The organism is Paraburkholderia sediminicola (assembly GCF_902859805.1).
GTDB classification, from domain to species: Bacteria; Pseudomonadota; Gammaproteobacteria; order Burkholderiales; family Burkholderiaceae; genus Paraburkholderia; species Paraburkholderia sediminicola.
On sequence record NZ_CADIKC010000002.1, the window covers coordinates 88,954 to 110,364 of the forward strand.

General features: G+C 60.7%; 19 protein-coding genes. 7 read left to right on the plus strand and 12 right to left on the minus strand.

Annotation, left to right across the window (positions count from 1 at the left end; translation table 11 throughout):
- Positions 1 to 62: 62 nt before the first annotated feature.
- The 7 genes from R8871_RS08955 to R8871_RS08985 form a co-directional block, all read right to left on the minus strand.
- Positions 63 to 1,478: an NAD(P)/FAD-dependent oxidoreductase gene (locus R8871_RS08955; protein ID WP_175050108.1), complete on the minus strand. Its 1,416-nt coding sequence runs from the start codon at positions 1,476 to 1,478 to the stop codon at positions 63 to 65.
- A 19-nt stretch (positions 1,479 to 1,497) separates the two neighbouring features.
- Positions 1,498 to 1,902, minus strand: a complete 405-nt coding sequence (locus R8871_RS08960; RefSeq protein WP_175050109.1) for a nuclear transport factor 2 family protein — start codon at positions 1,900 to 1,902, stop codon at positions 1,498 to 1,500.
- Between the two features lie 274 nt (positions 1,903 to 2,176).
- Positions 2,177 to 3,142: a CobW family GTP-binding protein gene (locus tag R8871_RS08965; protein WP_175050110.1), complete on the minus strand. Its 966-nt coding sequence runs from the start codon at positions 3,140 to 3,142 to the stop codon at positions 2,177 to 2,179.
- Positions 3,139 to 4,794: an amidohydrolase gene (locus R8871_RS08970; RefSeq protein ID WP_175050111.1), complete on the minus strand. Its 1,656-nt coding sequence runs from the start codon at positions 4,792 to 4,794 to the stop codon at positions 3,139 to 3,141. The genes R8871_RS08965 and R8871_RS08970 overlap by 4 nt, the downstream gene beginning before the upstream one ends.
- 38 nt (positions 4,795 to 4,832) lie before the next feature.
- Complete coding sequence (locus R8871_RS08975) at positions 4,833 to 6,218, minus strand: sodium:solute symporter family protein (RefSeq protein WP_175050112.1); 1,386 nt, start codon at positions 6,216 to 6,218, stop codon at positions 4,833 to 4,835.
- Between the two features lie 18 nt (positions 6,219 to 6,236).
- Positions 6,237 to 6,446 (minus strand): DUF3311 domain-containing protein, encoded by a 210-nt coding sequence (locus R8871_RS08980; RefSeq protein ID WP_175050113.1) that lies wholly within the window; start codon positions 6,444 to 6,446, stop codon positions 6,237 to 6,239.
- 357 nt (positions 6,447 to 6,803) lie between these two features.
- Positions 6,804 to 8,183, minus strand: coding sequence for an MFS transporter (locus tag R8871_RS08985; protein ID WP_246287500.1), 1,380 nt, complete (start codon positions 8,181 to 8,183; stop codon positions 6,804 to 6,806).
- A gap of 153 nt (positions 8,184 to 8,336) precedes the next feature.
- Between R8871_RS08985 and R8871_RS08990 the strand changes: the two genes are divergently transcribed.
- Together R8871_RS08990 and R8871_RS08995 are read left to right on the plus strand one after the other, a co-directional pair.
- Positions 8,337 to 9,041 carry an ArsR/SmtB family transcription factor gene (locus R8871_RS08990; protein WP_175050114.1) on the plus strand — a complete coding sequence of 235 codons (705 nt, stop codon included), beginning with the start codon at positions 8,337 to 8,339 and terminating at the stop codon, positions 9,039 to 9,041.
- Positions 9,042 to 9,129: 88 nt separating this feature from the next.
- On the plus strand, positions 9,130 to 10,731 hold the full coding sequence (locus R8871_RS08995; RefSeq protein WP_175050115.1) for a tetratricopeptide repeat protein: 1,602 nt from the start codon (positions 9,130 to 9,132) through the stop codon (positions 10,729 to 10,731).
- Between the two features lie 37 nt (positions 10,732 to 10,768).
- On the opposite strand, the gene R8871_RS09000 is transcribed toward R8871_RS08995, so the two are convergent.
- The 5 genes from R8871_RS09000 to R8871_RS09020 form a co-directional block, all read right to left on the minus strand.
- Positions 10,769 to 11,602 carry a quaternary amine ABC transporter ATP-binding protein gene (locus tag R8871_RS09000; protein WP_175050116.1) on the minus strand — a complete coding sequence of 278 codons (834 nt, stop codon included), beginning with the start codon at positions 11,600 to 11,602 and terminating at the stop codon, positions 10,769 to 10,771.
- A gap of 44 nt (positions 11,603 to 11,646) precedes the next feature.
- Positions 11,647 to 12,615, minus strand: a complete 969-nt coding sequence (locus R8871_RS09005) for an ABC transporter permease (RefSeq protein WP_175050117.1) — start codon at positions 12,613 to 12,615, stop codon at positions 11,647 to 11,649.
- Positions 12,616 to 12,726: 111 nt separating this feature from the next.
- Complete coding sequence (locus tag R8871_RS09010) at positions 12,727 to 13,764, minus strand: ABC transporter substrate-binding protein (RefSeq protein WP_175050118.1); 1,038 nt, start codon at positions 13,762 to 13,764, stop codon at positions 12,727 to 12,729.
- A 94-nt stretch (positions 13,765 to 13,858) separates the two neighbouring features.
- On the minus strand, positions 13,859 to 15,085 hold the full coding sequence (locus R8871_RS09015; RefSeq protein ID WP_175050119.1) for a M24 family metallopeptidase: 1,227 nt from the start codon (positions 15,083 to 15,085) through the stop codon (positions 13,859 to 13,861).
- 40 nt (positions 15,086 to 15,125) lie between these two features.
- The gene (locus R8871_RS09020; protein ID WP_175050120.1) at positions 15,126 to 16,010 is read right to left on the minus strand and encodes a HalD/BesD family halogenase; all 885 of its coding nucleotides are present in this window, start codon (positions 16,008 to 16,010) and stop codon (positions 15,126 to 15,128) included.
- A 121-nt stretch (positions 16,011 to 16,131) separates the two neighbouring features.
- Here R8871_RS09020 and R8871_RS09025 point away from each other — a divergent pair, with 121 nt between their 5' ends.
- From R8871_RS09025 to R8871_RS09045, 5 genes are all read left to right on the plus strand, one after another.
- Positions 16,132 to 17,046 carry a LysR substrate-binding domain-containing protein gene (locus R8871_RS09025; protein WP_175050121.1) on the plus strand — a complete coding sequence of 305 codons (915 nt, stop codon included), beginning with the start codon at positions 16,132 to 16,134 and terminating at the stop codon, positions 17,044 to 17,046.
- Between the two features lie 624 nt (positions 17,047 to 17,670).
- Complete coding sequence (locus R8871_RS09030; RefSeq protein WP_175050122.1) at positions 17,671 to 18,816, plus strand: porin; 1,146 nt, start codon at positions 17,671 to 17,673, stop codon at positions 18,814 to 18,816.
- 144 nt (positions 18,817 to 18,960) lie between these two features.
- Positions 18,961 to 19,428 carry a MarR family winged helix-turn-helix transcriptional regulator gene (locus R8871_RS09035; protein ID WP_175050123.1) on the plus strand — a complete coding sequence of 156 codons (468 nt, stop codon included), beginning with the start codon at positions 18,961 to 18,963 and terminating at the stop codon, positions 19,426 to 19,428.
- Positions 19,429 to 19,444: 16 nt separating this feature from the next.
- Positions 19,445 to 20,008 (plus strand): isochorismatase family protein, encoded by a 564-nt coding sequence (locus tag R8871_RS09040; protein WP_175050124.1) that lies wholly within the window; start codon positions 19,445 to 19,447, stop codon positions 20,006 to 20,008.
- A gap of 52 nt (positions 20,009 to 20,060) precedes the next feature.
- Entirely contained in the window at positions 20,061 to 21,401 is a 1,341-nt protein-coding gene (locus R8871_RS09045) for an MFS transporter (RefSeq protein ID WP_175050125.1), read from the plus strand.
- Positions 21,402 to 21,411: the final 10 nt, after the last annotated feature.

Here is a 21,411-nt window from a genome sequence, read left to right on the forward strand (position 1 = left end):
GCAAGTGACGCACGACGGCTGGCGAATAACGTGCCGCGGGTGGCGCGGCACGCAGGCCGCGCTCAAGGTTTCTCGTCGCGCCGGAAATACAACTGGTAGAGCATCCGTTGTCCAATGCGGCGGAACGGCGCGAACGGATGACCGGGCAACGGGGACGTGAAAATCGGCAACATCTGCTTCGACCCTTTGCCCGCAATCCGTTCGGCGAGGCGTCGCCCCGCCTGCTGGGAATATGACACACCGTTGCCACCATAGCCCAGTGCGTAAAACACCGACTGCTTCGGATCCGGCTGGCACACGCGCGGCATCATGTCGTGGCTCACATCCACCCACCCCCACCATGAATAGTCGATCTGGACACCGCGCAACGCCGGAAACTTGCGCCCCATCCCTTCGATGAGCAACTCGTAGTGGCGCGGGTTCGGCGCATCCGCGCCGGTGATCGCGCTACGGCTGCCGATCTGCAGCCGGTTGTCCGGCAGGAAGCGGTAGTAAAACCGCAGCGTGCGCGTATCGGTGAGCACCTGCGTCGTTCGAAAATTGCAAGCGGCGATTTCCTGCTGCGTGAGCGGACGCGTCACCATCGAATTCGACAGGATCGGCATCACCCGGCTCGTCAGCGAAGGATGAAGGTCCGGCGCCGTATATGCGCCGGTCGCTATACCCACAGACCGGGCCCGCACGATACCGCCCGGCGTGCGCAGATGATGGATGCCGTTAATGGTTTCCCAGCCGATCACCGGACTCGCCGGATGAACGCGTGCGCCCGCTTCGCGTGCGAGCCGCAGATAGCCATACGCGAGCTTCAGCGCGTGGATGCCGATGCCTTCGGGTTCGTGGAGCGCGCCGGCCGCCTCGCAATCATTGACGTACTCGCGGCGCAGCGTGGCCTGATCGATAAGCTCGGACGGATAACCGAAAACGTCTTTCCAGACTTTGGCTTCGGCGGCGAGTTTGTCCATCATGCGTGGCCGGTGCGCAATCAGAAAGTGGCCACCCGGCTGCGGATCGCAATCTATTTCGGCCACCAGCGACTTGAAGTTGTCGAAGCCCTCCTGGATCTCGTCGTGCATTTTCAACGCGACGTCTTTACCCCAACGCTCGATCCATTGAGAACGTGACAGGCGTCCCGACGCATTCTGCCCTTGTCCGCCATTGCGGCTGCTGCAGCCCCAGCTGGTTTTGTTGGCCTCGAGCACCACGGCCTTGATGCCATGCTCGCGCGCGAGGCAAAGCGCTGTCGCGAGCCCTGTGTAGCCTGCGCCGATGATCGCCACATCCACGTCGATATCTTTCGTGATCGGACCATCGTCCGGCGGCGGCGTGCCGGCGGTCGCGGCCCAGTATGTCGGCGCGTATTGCTTGCCGTGCCCCGGTCCCGGCGAGACCAGCGGGTCGTATCTCGGGTCATACTGTGTTGCGCTATCCCGTCCTGCGGACAGACCTTCGCCGACCCGTGTGATGACACTTTGCTCCATGAGAAGCTCCTCGTCGGCGTCAAACGTTCTGCTTGGGACGTTCCTTGCGGAACGCGCGCTTGACTGCGATCAGACCATCACGGAATTCGAAGAGATCGCAGCCTTCTGCTTCGATGCGCCAACCCTCCGCATGCGTGCCCGTGAATACCCATTCGGACACACCGCGTTCCCCGATCACGTAGTGACGGCCCTTTCCCCAATGCGCATCCGGGAAAGTCTTGAACACCGCTTCGAACGCTGCGCGCACCGCGTCGCGGCCGACGAAGCGCGCGCCATAGACTTCGCTTCCGCCAGCGGCGTCGAACACACAGTCTTCGGTCATGAACTCCATCAGCGCATTGGCATCGTGACGATTGAACGCAGCGGAAAATGCGGCGAGCGTGTCCGCGGTGACCTTCGATGCGGACGTTTCTGTTGTGGCCATGCATGTCTCCTGCTTGGTGAATTGGGTGTGACTCGTGAGCTTGCCTAAGCGGCGATCTCTTATGGAAAAGTGTAAGTTTGGTGACCCCTCGACGGTAGGGCCAGTGCGCTGGTTTCGCCTGGTGCAGCGTGTAGCGGGGAGACGTGGCTTGACTGGCCTCGAACCGCGGTTTCGGATTCAGGCCGTTGGTGGGCTTGGTTGGTTTGGTGAATTTAGTGCGCTTGACGTGCCTGACACGATGAGCGTGGCACGCTGGCGCGAGGCTAACGCCAGTTCAGTTCAGCACTTGTGCGCTTTCGAGGCAGCGTTTCACCGTACGCTCGTCTTCGTCGCTGAAGCGACCGATCAGAACGATCGTCGATTCGCCCCCTGCATGACCCGCAAAAGGCGTGATCAAAATGCGGCCGCCGACCACATGGAGCTCCTGCGGAGAAGCATCCCGGTCGAGCCATACGATGCCCTTCGCCCTTAATAGCGGGACCGTCAACGTGCGAAACACGTCCTTGAGTTTCTTCCTGTCGAGGCGAAAGTCCGAACGAAAGGAAAAGCTGCAGATGTCCTGATGGCTATTGACGTGCCCACTCGCCGCGAGCGCGGGTCCACGGGTGCGATGACGAGGCACCACGCTCGCGTCGAAGATCAACTCCAGCGGGATGGAACCGTTTGCGGATTCGAGCAGGATAGACGTGCTCGCGAGCGTCAACACCGCATCCGACGCCGTAACCTTTTCCTGCTCCGTCACAAGGTCGGTCTTGGTAAGCACAAGGGCCGTCGCGCCCACGATCTGCCGACGCACAATATCGCCGACATACGGGTCGAGCAAAGTCGCACCGACCCGCTCCGCGTCCACGGCAACGATGATTCCGACCAACCTGAATGCCCGGTCGAGCAGACCGATCTGCGCGATCTTCACGGGATCGGAAACGCCACTGGCTTCAATGATCAACAACTCAGGACGCTCGGCACGCGCGCTAATCTTCACGAGCGCATCGACGAGGCGCCCCCCGATCGAGCAGCAAACGCAACCGTTCTCCAGATTGATGACGTCGTCCGTGCGTTCGCGGATCAGTGCGGCGTCGATATTGATATCGCCGAAATCGTTGACCAGCACCGCCACCCTGCGCTCACCGGCATTCGAGAGCACATGGTTGAGCAGCGTCGTCTTTCCCGCACCCAGATAGCCGCCGAGCACCACCAGCGGAATGGGCGGTCGAATGCCGGACTGCGCCACGCCGCTCATTTTGCCGGCGACTGAAACACGCGGCCGCCCAGCACCGTGCCCCACACTTCGACGTCTTTCAACTGCTCAGCCGCGACCTCGGTCGGGTCGTCGGCCAGCACGGCGAAGTCCGCGAATTTGCCCACCTCGATACTGCCGATCAGATGCTCCATCCTGAGCGTATAGGCCGCCCCTAGCGTAATCGCGCGCAGTGCGTCCGCCACGGGGATACATTCGCTCTCGCCCAGCACGCGGCCGCCGGCCGTCTTGCGCTGCACCGCGCACCAGGCCGTGAACAGCGGGCTCAACTGCGTGATCGGCGCATCCGAATGAAAGGCATAGGGAATACCCAGACGCCGCGCCGTTCCCGCCGCATTCATCCGGTTTGCGCGGTCGGGGCCCATGGTCTGCGCGTAGTGGGCGTCGCCCCAGTAGTAGATATGGTTGGAGAAAAAGTTGATGCACACGCCGAGTTTCGCTGCGCGGGCCAGCTGGCTCGCGTCGGCCATCTGACAGTGCTGCAGCGTATGGCGGTGATCGCTGCGCGGACAGGCGTCGAGCATCTTTTCGACGGCGTTCAATACGACCTCGGTGGCTTCATCGCCGTTGGTATGAATATGGAGTTGCAGCCCCGCGCGATGAAACGGCGTGAACACCTCCTCCAGCTGGCTCGGCGGAATCAGCCACAAGCCGCTCGGTTGCCCGCCGACATAACCCGGCCATTTGAGCCGCGCCGTAAAGCCCTGAATCGATCCATCGACGATAAATTTGACCGGACCAAACCGCAATTTCTCGGTGCTGTCGTGAATGGCTGACAGTACTTTTTCGACGCCGTTATCAGGGCTTCGCTGCGGAGCAAACGCGGGCACGATTCTGACCGGATACTGCGGGTCGGCGGTGACTTCGCGAAGATTGCGATTGCCCAGCGCCGAAAGGTCATTGACCAGATCCGTCGCGGTAGTCACGCCGGCGAGTTGCGCGACTTTGCCGAAATTCCAGATGGCCTCGGTCTTTTCACTTGCCGCGATGGAAAGCTGACTGCCTATCACCTGATACACGGGGAACATGGCGGCGAATTCCTGCAGCTCGCCGCTTGGCCGGCCTTCGCTATCCTTGTCGATCCCGTCGATGTCGGTGTCTTCGTCAATACCGGCGAGCGCCAGCATGGCGGTGTTGACGTTCATCAGGTGCACACTAGCGTGCAGCACGACAATGGGCCGGCTCGCGGAAACGGTATCGAGTTCTCTAACCGACAGACGGCTCGCGCCGAAGAAAATCGGATCGAAGCCCCACGCGAGCAGCGGCGCCTGAGCGTCCGTCATGGCGCGTTGTGCTTCGGCGAGCCGTTCGATCACCTCGTCCAGTGTTCTGAGTCCTCGCCACAGCTTGCCGTCGGGACCACGCCGGTCGTAGTAGCCGACATACACGGCATCCCACATGGCGCCTTCCATCAGATGGCAATGCCCTTCTACGAGACCGGGCATCAGGACCTTGTCACGGAACGTGTCGACGATCTCAGCCTCGCCCCAGCGACTCACGTCCTCCAGATTCCCGACGGAGAGAATTCTGCCGTCCCGCACGGCAACGTGCGTGGCCTGCGGCTGGGCCGGATTCATCGTCAGAATCTTCCTGGCGACAAAAACGGTGATGGGACCTCGTTCAATCGAATTCATGGATAACTGTTCTTTGGTTGAGGACACAAGCAAAACAGTCAGGACAACGCATGCACCGGCTTACGCTTCCAGCCATGATTCAGCACCGCTGTCACCGCGATATTGATCACGAGACACAGCAGGCCCAGGTTGAATCCGCCGAGATCGACATGAAGGATGTAAAGGATGATCGCGAGGATCTGGCCAGTCAGAATACCCGTTGCAACAGCGGCCGGTTTGACTCGAAGCGAAAACAGAATGACCATCACGCCGGGGAAAAACTGGGTCACGCCGTAGTAGGCGGTATTGATCAGCGTGAGCATCAGATTCGGTGTCAGCAAGGTCATCACAATCGAGACCAGTAGGTAGACCACGATGACCGTTTTCGCGGTGGCCTTCTGCCTGCTCTCGGGCATCTTCGGCAACAGATTGCGTGTCACGAGCGGGCCGATGGCGAGACAGATACCCGTCAGCACCAGGAGACCCGATAGCGCGGCGCCGGCGGCGACAAGACCCAGCAACCAGCCCGGCAGCAGCCGGATCGCGGCCGCAAAGAACGCTTCATTCGGCGACGCGAGGTGCAGGTTCTGACTGATCGCATAGTACGAAGCGATCACCAGAAACGGATACATCAGCATGTACAGCGGCATGGCCACCTGAGTGCGCCGGATCGTGTTCGGACTGGTGGCCGTAAAGAAAACCTGTACGGCGAACGGCATCACATAGAACCCCAGCGACTGGAACAGCATGGTGCTCATCGAAAACGTCAGTTGGCTGGCGTTCATGCTGTTGCTGACGTGCAGGCTCGCCGCGTGAAAAACTTCCGTGACGCCGGACTCCCACGAGACCGCGAGTCCGGTGATCACAATCGCCACGACCATCAGCACGTCTTTCAGAATCGCAATGTACGCCGACGCCCGCACACCGGAAATGGCGATGTAGGTGAATGCCAGCATCGCTGAAATCAGAATCAGATAGAGCGGCTGGAAATTCCAGCCGAGGCCCTTGAACGCGGCGACGAGCCCCGTGAATTGCAACTCGCCCCAGGGCAGCAGGAACAGAATCGCCGATCCGGCAACGATCACCTCCAGCGCACGGTTGCCGAAATAGCCCTTGAACAGGTCGGGCAGCGTAATCGCGTTATAGCGCTTGCCGGCCTCCCAGATTTTCGGCCCGATGAAATAGCCGACGGGATACGCCAGCAGGATGTATCCCAGGAACCAGACTCCATACGTGGGGCCCTTCGCATAGATGCCGCCTGGAAAGCCGACCATCGTGCCGATACTGTAGATTTCGCCCGCAGCGAGAAAGAACACCAGATACGCGCCAAACTGCCGGGACGCGACAAAGAAGTCATGCACGCTTTGCGCGCCATGGCCTTTTTTAGACCGTATCGCCAGATACAGCGAAAAGAGAATCAAACCGAGAAAGACAACGGTGGACATCCTGGCTCTCCTGCTGCTTCAGTGGGTTCGCGGATCGGCTTCGTCCGCGCGACGATCGAACAGACGCCAGCACACCTGCAGGCAGATGGACGTCAGGACAAACCACGCGAAAATCCACGCATAGATGAACGGCACGCCGAGGACGAATCGATCGACCGAGGCGACCCAGGGCAGCAGGCCTATCACGCCGACATAGGGGATGCCGATCCCGATCAGGAACTTGAGCATGAAGTCTCCGTCTGCTTTTCGTAAGCGATGAAATCGTCTCTGCTGAGTCCGCCTGGCATGGCAGGACCGGCCCGGTGTGGCGACCCGCAGCGAGCGGATGCGGCACGACGGCCATAGCAGATGAGTTCAGTATCGGTGGCCGAAAATGCACCTGACTAGTACCAGCGATAATAAATCGCCTGGTCCACATGAGGGGCCATGAGCGGGCATTGCACCCGCTTCTGTGAACGCGGCCAGGTCGTTTTTACGCGACCGGCGCGATTAACCGGTGACCAAGCAGTGAAGCGCTCACAAGATGTTGAAGCCGGCGGACCGCCGATGCTGCCCGGCGCGCCGCTCTTTGCGGTTCACCCCCGCTTAGCAGGCATCACTGCCTGCATAACGCGTCGCCACCGCCAACGCGACACTCCAGACCAGCGCGCCCAGCAGCGACAGGCCGGTCGCCAGATACACCGCCACGCGAATCCCAGCGTCGATGGGCTGGATCGCACTCATCAGCGCGCCGAAGATCGCGACGCCAAAGGCAGCCCCTGTCTGCCGGCTCGCGTTGAGCACGCCCGCCCCGACGCCGGCACGCGCCTTGTCTACCGCTGTCATCAGCGCGGCGGTCGCCGCCGGCGAAATCACCCCCGCCGCAAAACCGACGGCGGGAAAGCACAACGCAATACGCCAGTACGGCGCATCGTCCGCGAGCGCGACGAGCCCGGCGAAACCCAGCGCATACAGCAGAAAGCCGGCACAAACGAGCCGGTGCGCGCCATACGTTCGATTCAACGCGCCGGATGCGAAGCTGCCGATGGCCACCATCACAGTCAACGGCAGGAATGCGAGGCCGGTCTGCAATGGCGACCATGCACGAGCAGACTGGAAGTACAAGCTCAGCAGGAAAAACAGTCCATAGAAAATCAGGCCGGAAATCAGCGAAACGAATGCCGACGCAGAAAATACCGGACTACGAAAGAAGCCCAACGGCAGCATCGGTTGTTTGCGCTTGCCCTCAACCAGCACGAATGCGACCCAGCCGGCAAGCGCAATCACTGCGCCCACACGTATCGTGGCCGCCTGCCATCCGAGCTTCGCCCCCTCGATCAGCACGGCTACCGATGCGCCGAGTGCAACGATGGCGAGCAGTTGCCCGGCGACATCCATCGATTTGTCCGAATTGGCCGGCCGCACCGAATCGACGCGCGTAGTCAGCCACGCGCCGATCAGCGCAATCGGCACGTTCACCAGAAAAATGCTGCGCCAGCCGAGCAGGTGAGTCAGCAGACCACCGGCTAGCGGCCCCGCCGCCATCGCGATACCGCCGCACCCGGCCAACATGCCGATCGCGCTGGCGCGCTGCCGGGCAACCGGGAAAGCATGGTTGATCAGGGTCAGCGAACATGGCACCAATAGTGCTGCGCCGAGACCTTGTAATACTCGCGCAACCACCAGAATCTGCAGATCCGGCGCGAATCCGCATAACGCCGATGCGCAGGCAAAGACCAGCAATCCGGCGAGGTAGACCGTTTTCGCGCCGATCCGGTCGCCCAGCGCGCCGCCGCTCAGCAGCAGGCTGGCAAACGTCAGCGTGTAAGCGTTGACCACCCATTGCAGGCCGGCAATATCCGAGCCCAGACTGGCCGCAACCGGCTCCAGCGCAACGTTTACGATCGACGTATCCAGGATGACAATGACGTAGCTGAGGCTCGTCGCGATCAATACCCGCTTCTGATATTCACGTTCATCGTTCAAGAGTTTCAGCCCCTATTTTCTGCTTCGCCGTTGACTATAAGGCGGCCCACACAGAGAATGCTTCGGGCTGTATCGAAGCGTGCGTGCGGACAACTCAACGGTTTGCCTGCCGGCAGGCGTCGCTCACGCATCAATGACGGACATTGCACATAAATGGGTCAGCACAATATTTCGAGCGTTGCACACCTGATCGCCGAACCGGTTCGTTCGGTGATGCTGATCACGCTCGCCGACGGCAGCACTATGTCGGCCGGCGCGCTTGCAGCAGCGGCGGGCGTGACTGCCCAGACCGCCAGCTCGCACCTCGCCAAGCTGCTCGACGGCGGCTTGCTGAGCGTGGAAAGCAAGGGCCGGCATCGCTATTACCGGCTCGCGGGCGCGCACGTTTCTCATGTGCTTGAAAGCCTCGCGTCGGTGGGCCCGGTTACCCCGGCGTGGCGCAATACGCCGAATCGCTCGGCGCAGGCGCTGCGTTTCGCGCGCTGCTGCTATGACCATCTGGCGGGCAAGATCAGCATCGCGGTGACGCAAAACATGCTCACGCGGGGCTTCATCGTCGAGGCGAGCGAGCGCCGCTACGCGCTCACCACGTCCGGCCACGCGTGGCTACAGCAGCTCGGCATCGATATCGGCGAGTTGCCGGCCGGCCAAACGGAACTGGCCCGCCAATGTCTCGATTGGACCGAGCGGCAGTTTCACGTCGCGGGGCCGTTAGGCGCCCGGCTCATGGACGCCTTTCTCGCATGGGGCTGGGTGCGCAAGTCTTCCACCACGCGGTCGGTAGCCGTCACGCCGCTCGGTTGGGATGGATTCAGGACGCACTTCGGCATCGTGCGCGAGACGGTCGAGCCTGATTAAAAGCGTCAGGTCACGCAGGCCGTCCAATTGTTAAATCCTCGCCTCGCAGCTTCGTTTTGTTGAAGCCGGCTCATCGAGGGGAGGCAACATGAACGCACCGAGACATCATCGCGGAGCTGATCGCCCCTCGCACCTGAGAGCGGTCAAGCCAACACATCAGCCGCACCCGGGATCCGGACCCGAGCCGGAAAAGAAACCCAGGCCGAAGCGAGGGCGGACACCCAGAAAAACGGGCGCCCAGGATGAAGGCCGTCTTGCGAGGGTCGCCACCTTCACGTCCAACCTGCGCATCGTTTCGCTGAACGTGCTGCTTCTGTTCGGCGCATTTCTTGCGTGCGCCGTGCTGTGGAAACTGCTATCCGCACGCGAGACCGTCATCGAAAACATCTCTGTTCCCGAGGAACTCGCCAAGATCGGCTACTCCAGCGACGTAGTCCAGTCACTCGTCGCGGGCCAACTGCTCGACCTCGAAGAGAGCGCAGCGAACGTGATACCCGCCTCCGCCAAAGAAGAAATCAGGCTCGATTCCGACATGCCGGATTTCTCTGTGCCCGGCACATCCATTTCCGCGAAGGCGATCCTGCAGTACGTGCGCGAGGCGCTGCCGCTTCCGGTCTCAACCATCTCAGGCAGCGTAACCGGCACCCCGGACCACTACGCCCTGCATCTGGTCCTGGTGGAACGCGGCCAGGTTTATCACTTCGACACGACCGAAGGCGCAATCGCCGATCTGAAGAATAAACTCCCCAATCTCGCCAGCGATGTGCTGAAGAAGCACAGTCCTTATATCTACGCCTCGTACCGGTCGGCCGAAGCCCAGACGAGCTGCTATGACGACAGCAGCGCCTGCGATTTTGCCGAGCCAGAACAGATATTTTCGAGCATCGTCGATGCCGGAGACGAACAGCCGACCTACAAATGGGCCCTCCTCGGACTCTCGAAGATCGACGAAGTGAACCACCAGTACAAAGCCGAAATCACCGCGGTAAGCCGCCTATCCGCCGAATATCCGTCGTCCTGGAGCTTTTATAACTGGGGCGTCGCACTCAGTGAACTCGGTTGCCACAAACAGGCGATCGGCGCGTTCGAACGATCCATTGCCTTACATTCGTCACGGGAGGCCGCGTTCAATGCAATTGGCCGCGCCTGGTTGGCCCTGGCGAGGCAAGCATCTGAGCGTCATTCCGCTGAAGCGAAGTCCGACCTGCAAAATGCGCGCGACGACTTCCATATCGCCGTTTATCTGAAACCGGACTATCAGGAAGCACACGTCAATCTGGCGGAGTCGCTGGATCTGCTCGGCGATGACAAGGGCGCGCGCAGCGAATACGTGAACGCTATCAAGATGGATCCGACACGCGCAGGGCGCGCGTATGCGAGGTACGCCGAATTGGCCCAGACTCCGAAAGAGCGGAATGAGTTCCTCGGCTTTGCGAACTGGGCCGACAGCTTGCACAAGGAATGCCGCGCCGGTAACTCGACCTCACTGCTAGAAGAGCAAGGTTGCAGCGTCGCCATGCAAGCCGAAACAACTCAACTCGCAGACACAGGAAGTCATGCTGGAATCGAGACCGTCGCAGCGACTCCGACTGCGGCGGCGGCTCCAGCACCCAACTGCCAAAGCCTCGCGGTCGATGACATGCTCGGGCCCAAAGATGGCTTGCCCGACATTCCGGAGATTGCGCCGTGAAACCGGGCTCAACATCCCTGTGCATACAAGCACTGTATCAATGGCTGACTGTTCCGCGATCCGGGCGACGCTCGACAAAGCGCCTCACGTAGTCATCCGCGGGGCGCGTCAGGATCTCGTTGGGCGTGCCTTCCTGCACGAGTTTGCCGTCGCGCAGAATCGCGATGCGGTTGCCGATCCGCAGTGCTTCGTCGAGATCGTGTGTAATAAACACGATGGTCTTCTTTAGCGTCGCCTGCAGTTGCAGCAACTGGTCCTGCATTTCTGTGCGAATCAGCGGGTCAAGCGCAGAGAATGCTTCGTCCATCAGCAGCACGTCCGTATCCGCGGCAAGCGCGCGGGCCAGGCCGACCCGCTGACGCATGCCGCCCGATAACTCGTCCGGGTAGTGTTCGTCGTAGCCGTTCAGGCCCACCTTGCCGAGCCAGACACGGGCTTTCTCGTTGGCTTCGGTCTTGCGTTCGCCGCGCACACGCAGTGCGTACGCCGTATTGTCGAGCACGGTCTGATGCGGCAGCAGTCCGAAATTCTGGAACACCATGCTGACCTTATAACGGCGCAGGTCACGCAGGCCTTGCGCGCCGAGCTTGATGACGTCCGAACCGTCGATCACGATCTCGCCCGCGGTCGGCTCGATCAGCCGGTTGAAATGGCGCACAAGGGTCGATTTTCCGGAACCGGACAATCCCATGATCACGAAAATCTCGCCCGCGCCGATATTCAGACTGACATCGTTCAAGCCGACGTTGCACCCGGTCTGGGCCAGCACATCGGCTTTGCCCTTGCCGCTTCGCAACAGGTCGAGCACGCGCGCGTGAGTGGCCGGCGGCCCGAAAAGCTTGTACACGTGGTTGACTTCAATCGCTGCCATATCGCTCTCCTCGCGTTTTTCCTGCTTTTCCCTGCTTTTTCCCGTCATTTGGCCGTGCGGGTTTCGAGTCCGCTTTCAGCCGCCGATGTGTCATCCGTATTCGCGCTGCTCACACGATAAGGAATGCGCGAAGCCGCCCGGGCCTTTCTGCGCTGCGCCAACACCCGTCGCGCGCGGCGGTCCTGCCCGTAACCCTGGCTGATACGATCGATCACGATTGCGAGGATCACGATGGCAATGCCAGCTTGCGTCCCCTTGCCCACGTCGAGCGTCTGAATCCCGGCGAGCACATCTTCGCCGAGGCCGCGCGAACCGATCATCGAGGCGATCACCACCATGGAAAGCGCCATCATCGTCGTCTGGTTGATGCCGGCCATGATGCTGGGCCGCGCCAGCGGCATCTGTACATTCACCAGCAACTGCCAGCGAGTCGTACCGAAGGCGCGCGCCGCCTCGACCACCTCGGCATCCACATGGCGGATGCCGAGATCGGTCAGGCGAATCAGCGGCGGCAGCGCATAGATGATCGTGGCGAGGATCGCCGGCACCTTGCCGAGGCCGAACAGCATCAGCACTGGAATCAGATAGACGAAGCTCGGCAGCGTTTGCATGACGTCGAGCGTGGGCAACAGCACGCGCCGCAGCCATGCGCTGCGCGAGGTGAGAATGCCGAGCGGCACACCGAGCGAGACCGACAGCACCGTCGCCACCAGCATCAACGCGAGGGTCTGCATCAGTTTTTCCCACAGACCGAAGCAACCTATCGCATAGAGCAGCAGCATGAAGAAGCCGGCAATGCTCAGGCGCCGCGTTGCATTCCACGTCACAGCGCCGACCGCCAGCAGAATCAGCCACGGCGGTAACGCGCGTAACGCGCCTTCGAGCGGCACGAGCACATAGCGTAAGAGCGCGATGCTGAACTGGTGAAAGCTGTCGCCGTAGCGGGTAACGAACGATTGCACGGCGTCGTTCACCCAGTCGGCAATCGAAAGATGCAGAAAAAACGAATGCATGATCCCTCCTCCACTACAGGTAGATCACAGGCCGCACAACACCTGCAGTCCGGCACGAAGCCGCAAGACTTCGTGCCGTCGAAAGCCATCTGACGTTACCGTTACCGCCTGTCAGGCGCCAGCGAGTCCAGCCTGCACTTTCGACGCGATGTCGGCAGGCACCCATTGCTTCCACATCTCCGGATGCTCGCGCAGGAATTGCGTGGCCATGGCCGAACCGTCGAGTTTCTTCGTGCTCATTTCGAGGATCGTGCTGTTGAGGAAGTCCATTGGGAACTTGACCTTGCCGAGCATCGACACGAGTTGCGGGTCGGCGTCGTAGAACGGCGTGGAGACGCCCACCGTGACATGCGAAACCATGTACGAGGAGGCACATTGCGAGGTACTGCTTTCGTCGCGCAAGGTCTTCCAGCATGCGTCGTTATAGGCAGGCATCTTCAGTTCGACGAACTTGTACTTCGCCATCAACGCGGCCGGGCCCCAGTAATAGAACACAATCGGTGCGCCACGCTGGTACGCGGAAGCGATAGCGGCATCGAGCGCGGCGCCGGTGCCTGGATGGAAGTTGGTGTAGCTCGCATCGAGATTCAGCACCTTCAGCAAGCGTGTGTTGACCCGTTCGCAATCCCAACCCGTCGGACAGTTGAGAAAGCGGCCCTTGTCCGGTTCTTCGTCGTCGGCGAATACGCTCTTGTACTTAGGCAGGTCGGTCACCGAAACGAGGCCCGCGGCGACCGGCTTGATACCGCGTTTGGGATCACCCTTCACCACGTATTCGGGCACGAACCAGCCTTCCTTCGTGCCGCCGGGCAAGGTGTCGCCCACCAGCTTGACGCTGCCCGAAGCCACAGCCTTCGCCGTGATCTCGCTGCGCCCGGTCCATTGTTCAGCCCACACCTGCACGTCGTTGTGCGCGAGCGCGGTTTCAGTCGCCGCCGTGCTGCCCGGCACGACATCGGTCTTGCAGCCGTAGCCCTTCTCCAGAATCTGCCGCAGCACTTCGGTCGCAAAAGAGCCGCTTTCCCACGTAATGCCGGCGAAATGCACCGTTTTTCCCTGCGCGCACCAGCTATCCGCAGCGTGCGCGGTGACGCCGGTCAAAGTCATGGCGGCGGCGCACAACACCACCCGAAGTTGTCTGAATTGCATCGTCGATCACCCTTGGAGCGTTGAATTGCATTGAGCCGGCATGCACGGGAGGCCGAACCTCTGCCTCACATGCCGGTGAGGACACGCCATGCGTTCAAGCGAGCAGGCGCTTCTCGAACGGATAGTCGGACAGCAGTTCCACACGGCCGTCGTCGCGCACATACACCTGCTCTTCCAGCTTGACGCCTTCGCCGCCATCTTCATGGCCGATATAGCTTTCGATGCACAGCGTCATACCAGGCTCGATCACGCCGTCATAACCCTTGGCGTCGTTGTCCTCGCGATGGACGATGTACGGATACTCGCCGGTCATGCCGACGCCATGCGCGAGCGCGAAATAGCGGCGCGCCTGATAAGGACCGGGAATCTTCCAGGCCTTCGCGATGAACTCCTGGAAGGTCGTGCCGGCGCGCACGTTCTCCATGTTCGAATGCACCTGTTCGTAGGCGAGCTTGTAGAGCGTTTTCTGTGCTGTCGTGGCGGGAGCATCGCCGCACAGGAACGTGCGCGAGAAATCCGCGTAATAGCCGAAGCGCCCCACTACATCCGTATCGAGGCCAACGAGCTCGCCTGTCTGGATCTTGCGCGGGCTGCTTTCCTGGAACCACGGGTTGGTGCGCGGACCCGAGCTGATCAAACGTGTTTCCACGTAGTCGCCGTCCGTTTCGATGATGTGCTTATGCAGATGCGACCAGAGTTCGTTTTCGCTGATGCCTGGCACGAGTGCGGCTTCCAGCTTGCGCACGCCCTCTTCCGCGGCACGCAACGATGAACGGATCATCTTGATCTCGTTTGGCACCTTGATCGAACGGGCCCGTTCGAGCGGTTCCTGCGCGTCGCTGATCTGATAGCCGCGCGCTTGCAACGCAAAGGCCGCCGCCGACGTCGCGCTCTCGATGGCGATGCGTTTGCCGCCGCCGCTCTGCTTGACCAGTTCGTCGATTTCATCGGCCCAGCGTTCGGTGACGCGGCCCAGCATGTCGTCGCAGAAGTAATAGGAAATCGCGGTAGCGGGCCGGACTTCATCGACGGTATCGAGTCCGTCCGCTAGAAAATCGCAACCGGCGTATTCGAACAGCACGACCTTGCCTTCGGCCGGTACGAACAGATAGCGCGCGGGATTGCGCATCGAATAGACCTGCATGTTGCGCGAGCCGGTCGCGTAGCGCATATGCGTGGGGTCGAACAGGATCGCGGCGGTCAGATCGCGCTTTTTCAGCTCGCGGCGCACGGCGGCAAGCCGGTCACGCTGAATCTGCGCGATTTCCTCCGCAGTGGGTTCGCAATCTTCCGGGCGGTGAGTCGGGCGAATAATCGTCATGTTTTCGAAGGGGACGTGGAGTAGTTTTAGAAAAACAGCTTCAATCGACGAGGTTGTCGGCGCGCACGAGCCGCTGCTCGGCTTCCAGATGCATTTCTGAAACCCGTCCATACAGCTGGCGCGTGCGTTCAAGCCTGCCGATCACACCGGGCTTCTGCGAGTACGCGAAGATCGCTGTATGCCGGTCAATTGCGCCTTGCACCTTGGTGACGCGGTGCAGTGAAAAGCGTCCCTTGAACAGTTGCAGATCACCGGGCTGCAACGTGATCACGTTGATCGGCGCACGTGTCTCGCCGCGCACCACGCTGCCCACGTCGCCATAGTTCTCGCCCTGGGGCGAACGGATGTTCGGGCAATACTCGAAGTCGCCGCCCGCATCCGGCTGTTGCGTCATCATCGAAACGATGAATTCGTTGGTGTCGTAATGCCAGGGCTGTTCGGTACCGGGCGGCATGACGTTCTGAACCAGCCCGGCATAAGGGTCCGCGTATTCCCAGACGCGTGCTTCACCGAGGCAGGCCGCAACGAAGCGCTTCATCGCGAGGGCCACATAGATGCGATGCACGATCGCGTCAGCGGGAATCACATCGCGGGTGACGAAACCGCTGGTGCGGTCCATGAAGACGCGGCGCGGATCGTCGGCGGGCAGCGACGGATCGTCCGCCGTGAAGTAGGCGTTGACCTTACGAGTCGAAAAATAGGTCTTGGCCGCCAGCGCCACGCCCTCGGCCCGCGCCTGGACAAGCGCCTCGGGCCGCAGAAAACCGTGCAGCACCGCGCTGCCGTTGCCCGCCAGGTGGGCGCGGCAGCTTGCGATCAGCTCGCGCATGCGGGGGTGGTCCGGATCGTGCAACGGGTAGCGCCCGGTATCGACGATGTCGCTCAAATCGTTGCATTCGGCATCGGCAAGAGGAAGGACTGACACGGCGGGACTCCAGATTAGGGGTTCAGACTGATTTGTGACGCGAATTGTTTTCGACAACAATCACCTCACTGACGCCCCCATGTTTTGATCGCCAAATTTCTTTGGAAAGCGAGTAATTCCGATGGCTTCCATCAGCGGACCCGATTGGTCGAAACTGAGTTCTCTGGACCCCGAACTGGTGCGGGCGTTCGTTGCCGTGGTCGATAGCGGCGGGTTTACTGCGGCGGCCAAATTGCTGCACCGCACACAATCGACCATCAGTCTGCGGATCCGCACGCTGGAGGATCGGCTGGAAACGCACATGTTTCTGCGGAACAGCCGGCGGCTGGCTTTGTCACGCGACGGCGAGAATTTTTTGATTCACGCCCGGCGGATTATTCAGGTGCAGAACGAGGCAATTGCTGCGCTGAACAGGAGTAATAGTGACGGTGTGATCCGGTTTGGGCTGCCCGAAGACTATGCGGAGCTATGGCTGCCTGAGTTGCTCAAGAAGTTTTATGCGCTGAGGCCGGGTGCGCGGCCGCATATTCATTGCCGGATGTCGTTGGAGTTGCTGGAGCGGTTGCAGGCAGGGGAGTTGGATCTGGCGCTAGTGGTGCGGCATGGGTCGCAGACTAGTGGGCGGCATCTTGGGCGTGAGGAAGTGGTGTGGGCGGCGCATCGGGATTTTGTTCTGGAGCCTGGGGTTCCTGTGCCGCTGGCTTTGTTTCCTGAGACTTGCTGTTATCGGCAGCGGGGGCTTGAAGCGCTTGCTGCGCTTGAGCGGCAGTATCAGGTGGTTTATACCAGTCAGAGTCCTACTGGGATTAAGGTTGCCGTTAATCACGGCGCGGCTGTGACTATTATCGATCGGTGTACGCTGCCGGATAACTGGCGGGTGCTCGGTGTTCAGGACGGGCTGCCTGCCCTGCCCCCGGCTGATCTTGAGTTGCATCGGGCTTCTGTTAATCGGGATCCTGCTGTGGATGTGCTCGCTGGGTTGATTGAGGAGATGGTGGAGGAGAGGCGCAACGTTGTTGTTGGGGTTGCTGCTTAGTTTTTTTCTTGCGGGGTGGTTGTTTTTTGGTGTTCTTGGGGTTTGGGGGTTCCTTGTTCTGGGTTTGGGGGTTCCTTGTTCTGGGTTTGGGGTTTTCTTGTTCTGGGTTTGGGGTTTTCTTGTTCTGGGTTTGGTGCCTTTCCTTGTATTGTTCGTGGTCTATTAGTGTTGCCCCTGTGCGGGGCGGCACCTACTTTTCTTTGCTTGCCGCAAAGAAAAGTAGGCAAAAGAAAGCGGCTCAAACCACTCCTGCTAAGTGGGTGCCGTAGTTTGCCTAGGGTAGTGGTGCATCTGGAATCTGGGGGCGTGCACCTGCAGGCGCTTGTGACAAGGGTGTCATTCTTCCGGCGGCGCTTCGCGCGCCGACGCGTCGTTCTTAACACCGTTTGGTTTTTTCCCCTTCTTGCTTTTTCCTGCGCGCGTTGTTTTCGTTTTCATCCCGGATTGTTTGCTCCTACTTCAATTCAATAGTTCGGATCGCAAAGGGTTTGCGGTTGGGTTTCATCTCTCCTGCGGGTGCTCCATCGGGGTTTCCGATTGGTGCCATCAGAATTCCTCGCTTTGCAAAAAGTATTGTCCGGAAAATCATGCGTCGGCCACTTGCCAAACCATTCCGGAGATCTTATGAAAAAGAAAGTCCTCGCCGTCGCCCTGGTCGGCGCTGTCGCCTCCCCCGCTTTCGCGCAAAGCAGCGTGACGCTGTACGGAGTCATCGACGAAGGGATCGACTATACAAATAACGTCGGGCACGGTAGCGTCGTGGAACTCGCCAGCGGTTACGCTCAAGGCAGTCGCTGGGGCTTGAAAGGCTCGGAAGATCTCGGCGGTGGTCTCAAAGCAATCTTTCAACTCGAAAATGGCTTCGATCTGAATTCCGGTCGACTCAATCAGGGTGGGCGCATGTTCGGGCGGCAAGCCTATGTGGGGCTGAGCAGCGATCGCTTCGGCTCCGTTACGCTAGGCCGTCAATACGATTCGGTCGTCGACTATCTCGCGCAAACTACCGCCAATGGCAATTGGGCCGGCTATCTGTTTGCGCACCCGTACGACAATGACAACACCGATAACTCGTTTCGTGTCGATAACACCATCAAGTACGCCAGCCCGGATTTCTCGGGGTTTCAGTTCGGTGGCACGTATAGCTTCAGCAACGATACGAATTTCGCCAACAATCGTCAGTACAGTTTCGGCGCTCAATACGCAAACGGCGGTCTGCTGGTCGCCGCGGCCTATTTGCAGGCGAATAATCCCGGCGTGGGGTCGAACGGTGCAATTACCGCCAACGACGCAAGCTTCATCGCCGGCCGTATGCGCGTGTTCGGCGGCGGGATCAACTACACGTTCGGTTCAGCGACCGTCGGTTTCGCGTATACCAACTCGAACTACAAGGATCCTACCGGTAATGGCTATATCGGCATCCCGCTCGCCGCGAACGGCGTTCAGCTGAACACGCTCAAATACCAGAACTTCGAAGTGAACGGAAAATACCAGATCACCCCCGCGTTCTTTGTCGGCGCGCAGTATGTCTACACGATAGAGACATACGATGCCTCCACCGGCAGCGTGAAGCCCAAAATTCACTCCGTCGGACTGATGGCGGACTACAACCTGTCCAAACGCACGGACGTCTACGTTCAAGGCGAATATCAGAAGGTCGCCGGCAGTTCAACCAACTCGATTCTCGACGACGCATTCGTCCCAGGCACGCAGTCTCCCTCGTCGACGCAGAATCAGGTCGTGGCCCGCGTGGCGCTTCGTCATAAGTTCTAAACGGCGCATCGCCGCGCGCCAACCCGATCTCTCAAGCCAAACACGGAATGCGTGGTTCACCTTGCATTCCGCTGTCAATCCAGTCAACTTGACTCCCGGCAGATGTGAAGGTAACCTTCGTAGGTAACCTTCACATCTGCCGGTATGTCCAGCAACGACACTCAGCCCACACGGCCCCTCTCCGATCCGGACGCCCTGCACGCAACGGCGGAAGATCTGCGCGTACTTGTCGGCAAGCTGCGCCGACGGTTGCGCGAAGAAGCACATGTGGGCGATTTCACGCCGTCGCAGGTGCAGGTTCTCGGTCTGCTGGAACGCGAAGGTCCGGCAACGGTCACCACGCTCGCGCGCATCCAGGGTATGCGGCCGCAATCCATGGGCGAGACGCTTTCAGTTCTGAAAGCGGCCGGACTCGTGAGCGGCGCACCCGACCCGAACGACGGGCGGCAAACCGTTCTCTCCCTCACGCCCGCCTTCCGCAAGAAAATCAAGGCAAGCCGCGCGGCGCGCGAAGACTGGCTATTCCGTACGATCCAGACCCGCTTCTCCGCCGCCGAACAGAAACAACTCACGATTGGCGTCGACTTGCTCAAACGCCTCATCGACTCGTAACGCTCAGGAAAACACCATGGCCCTCACTACGCTCGACGCAAAGACCGCATTGGTCGTCATCGATTTGCAGCAAGGCATCGTCGCGCTGCCCACCGCTCATCCCACCTCAGAGGTCGTCAAACGCTCCGTTGATCTGATCAACGCATTTCGCCGCCATGGTCTGCCGGTGGTGCTCGTCAACGTGGCGGGCGGCGCGCCGGGCCGCGCGGAACAGTCGCGTCCTGCCGGCGACTTCCCCGCCGGCTTTGCAGACCTCGTTCCCGAACTGAATCAGCAGCCGTCGGATCATCTGGTGACCAAGCGCACCTGGGGAGCGTTCACGAACACCGACCTCGAAGCGTATTTGCGGAAACAAGGCGTCACGCAAGTGGTACTCGTCGGCGTGGCCACCAGCATCGGCGTCGAGTCCACCGCGCGATTTGCACAGGAACTCGGCTTCAACATCACGTTCGCGGTAGACGCGATGACGGACATGAACGCAGACGCTCACACCAACAGCGTCACGCGAATCTTCCCGCGCCTCGGCGAAACCGGCTCGACGCAGGACGTCCTCGATCTGCTCGAAACATCACGCGCATGATCATGCGTCTGAACCGCTGCGCGGCGCGAATCGTCCACACGGAGATGCCCCGGTGAGCGGCACATTCCGTTCGCTGCGTACGTTCAACTACCGGGTCTGGGCCAGCGGCGCAATCGTCTCCAACGTCGGGACATGGATGCAGCGCACGGCGCAGGACTGGCTCGTGCTGACTGAACTCACGCATCACAATGCCACCTCCGTGGGCATTGTGATGTCGCTGCAGTTCGGGCCGCAAATGCTCCTGCTGCCCCTAACCGGCTATGCGGCCGATCATTTCGATCGCCGCAAGCTGCTGTTCGCCACCCAGGGGGCGATGGGCACGTTGGCGTTATGCCTCGGGATTCTCACCGTGACCGGCCTCGTGCAGTTATGGCAGGTCTATGTGTTTGCGGGTTTGCTCGGCTGTGTCACCGCGTTCGATTCACCGGCGCGTCAGACCTTTGTTTCCGATCTGGTGGGAGAAGCCGATCTGCCGAACGCGGTCGCGCTGAACTCCACCTCGTTTAACGCGGCGCGCATGATCGGGCCTGCTGTCGCGGGGCTGTTGATCGCCTCAGTGGGCACGGGCTGGGTGTTTCTGATCAATGGCCTCTCCTTCGTCGCCGTGCTCGCTTCGCTGCGGATGCTGCGCATCAGCGAACTGAATCTGAAACCGCGTGCGGCGCGCACGCGCGGCAGCTTCGTGGAAGGCTTCAAGTATGTATGGACGCGTCCCGATCTGAAAGCCGCGCTGTTGATGATGTTTCTGATCGGGACGTTCGGGCTGAACTTCCCGATCTTCATCTCGACCATGTCGGTCACCGCCTTTCATGCAGGTGCGAGTCAATACGGCGTGCTGAGCTCGACCATGGCAATCGGTTCGGTCACCGGTGCGCTGCTCTCCGCGCGCAGAGCAAGGCCTCGCATGGCTCTTTTGCTCGGCGCAGCGGCGGTTTTTGGCGTCGGCTGCACGGTCGCCGCGCTAATGCCGAACTACGTATTGTTCGGTCTGGCGCTCGTCGTGGTTGGCGTGGCGACGCAGACCTTCAACACGTCGACGAACAGCCTCGTGCAGATCTCCACCGAGCCGGCCATGCGCGGCCGGGTCATCGCGATCCTGCTGGCCATCGCACTAGGCGGCACGCCGCTCGGCGCACCAGTGGTGGGTTGGGTCGCGGATCACTTCGGCCCGCGGTGGGCGCTCAGCGTCGGCGCGGCATCGGGCTTCGCCGCGGCAATCGTTGGCTTGCTCTATCTGGTGAGGTATCGTCAGTTTCGCGTGTACGTCGAGGCGGGGCGTCTGCGCTACAGCATTGACGACCCGCGTCAGGCGCCGCCGTATGTCAGTCCTGTCACGGCGGTGCAGAATGCCGTGTTGCATGAAGCGGAAGAAGATACGTCGGCCGGGGTTTGAGGGGCGCGGC

Coding starts and splice junctions, on each gene's coding strand:
- R8871_RS08955 (WP_175050108.1), bottom strand. CDS start 1,478: ATGGAGCAAAGTGTCATCACACGGGTCGGCGAAGGTCTGTCCGCAGGA.
- R8871_RS08960 (WP_175050109.1), bottom strand. CDS start 1,902: ATGGCCACAACAGAAACGTCCGCATCGAAGGTCACCGCGGACACGCTC.
- R8871_RS08965 (WP_175050110.1), bottom strand. CDS start 3,142: ATGAGCGGCGTGGCGCAGTCCGGCATTCGACCGCCCATTCCGCTGGTG.
- R8871_RS08970 (WP_175050111.1), bottom strand. CDS start 4,794: ATGAATTCGATTGAACGAGGTCCCATCACCGTTTTTGTCGCCAGGAAG.
- R8871_RS08975 (WP_175050112.1), bottom strand. CDS start 6,218: ATGTCCACCGTTGTCTTTCTCGGTTTGATTCTCTTTTCGCTGTATCTG.
- R8871_RS08980 (WP_175050113.1), bottom strand. CDS start 6,446: ATGCTCAAGTTCCTGATCGGGATCGGCATCCCCTATGTCGGCGTGATA.
- R8871_RS08990 (WP_175050114.1), top strand. CDS start 8,337: ATGGGTCAGCACAATATTTCGAGCGTTGCACACCTGATCGCCGAACCG.
- R8871_RS08995 (WP_175050115.1), top strand. CDS start 9,130: ATGAACGCACCGAGACATCATCGCGGAGCTGATCGCCCCTCGCACCTG.
- R8871_RS09000 (WP_175050116.1), bottom strand. CDS start 11,602: ATGGCAGCGATTGAAGTCAACCACGTGTACAAGCTTTTCGGGCCGCCG.
- R8871_RS09005 (WP_175050117.1), bottom strand. CDS start 12,615: ATGCATTCGTTTTTTCTGCATCTTTCGATTGCCGACTGGGTGAACGAC.
- R8871_RS09010 (WP_175050118.1), bottom strand. CDS start 13,764: ATGCAATTCAGACAACTTCGGGTGGTGTTGTGCGCCGCCGCCATGACT.
- R8871_RS09015 (WP_175050119.1), bottom strand. CDS start 15,085: ATGACGATTATTCGCCCGACTCACCGCCCGGAAGATTGCGAACCCACT.
- R8871_RS09025 (WP_175050121.1), top strand. CDS start 16,132: ATGGCTTCCATCAGCGGACCCGATTGGTCGAAACTGAGTTCTCTGGAC.
- R8871_RS09030 (WP_175050122.1), top strand. CDS start 17,671: ATGAAAAAGAAAGTCCTCGCCGTCGCCCTGGTCGGCGCTGTCGCCTCC.
- R8871_RS09035 (WP_175050123.1), top strand. CDS start 18,961: ATGTCCAGCAACGACACTCAGCCCACACGGCCCCTCTCCGATCCGGAC.
- R8871_RS09040 (WP_175050124.1), top strand. CDS start 19,445: ATGGCCCTCACTACGCTCGACGCAAAGACCGCATTGGTCGTCATCGAT.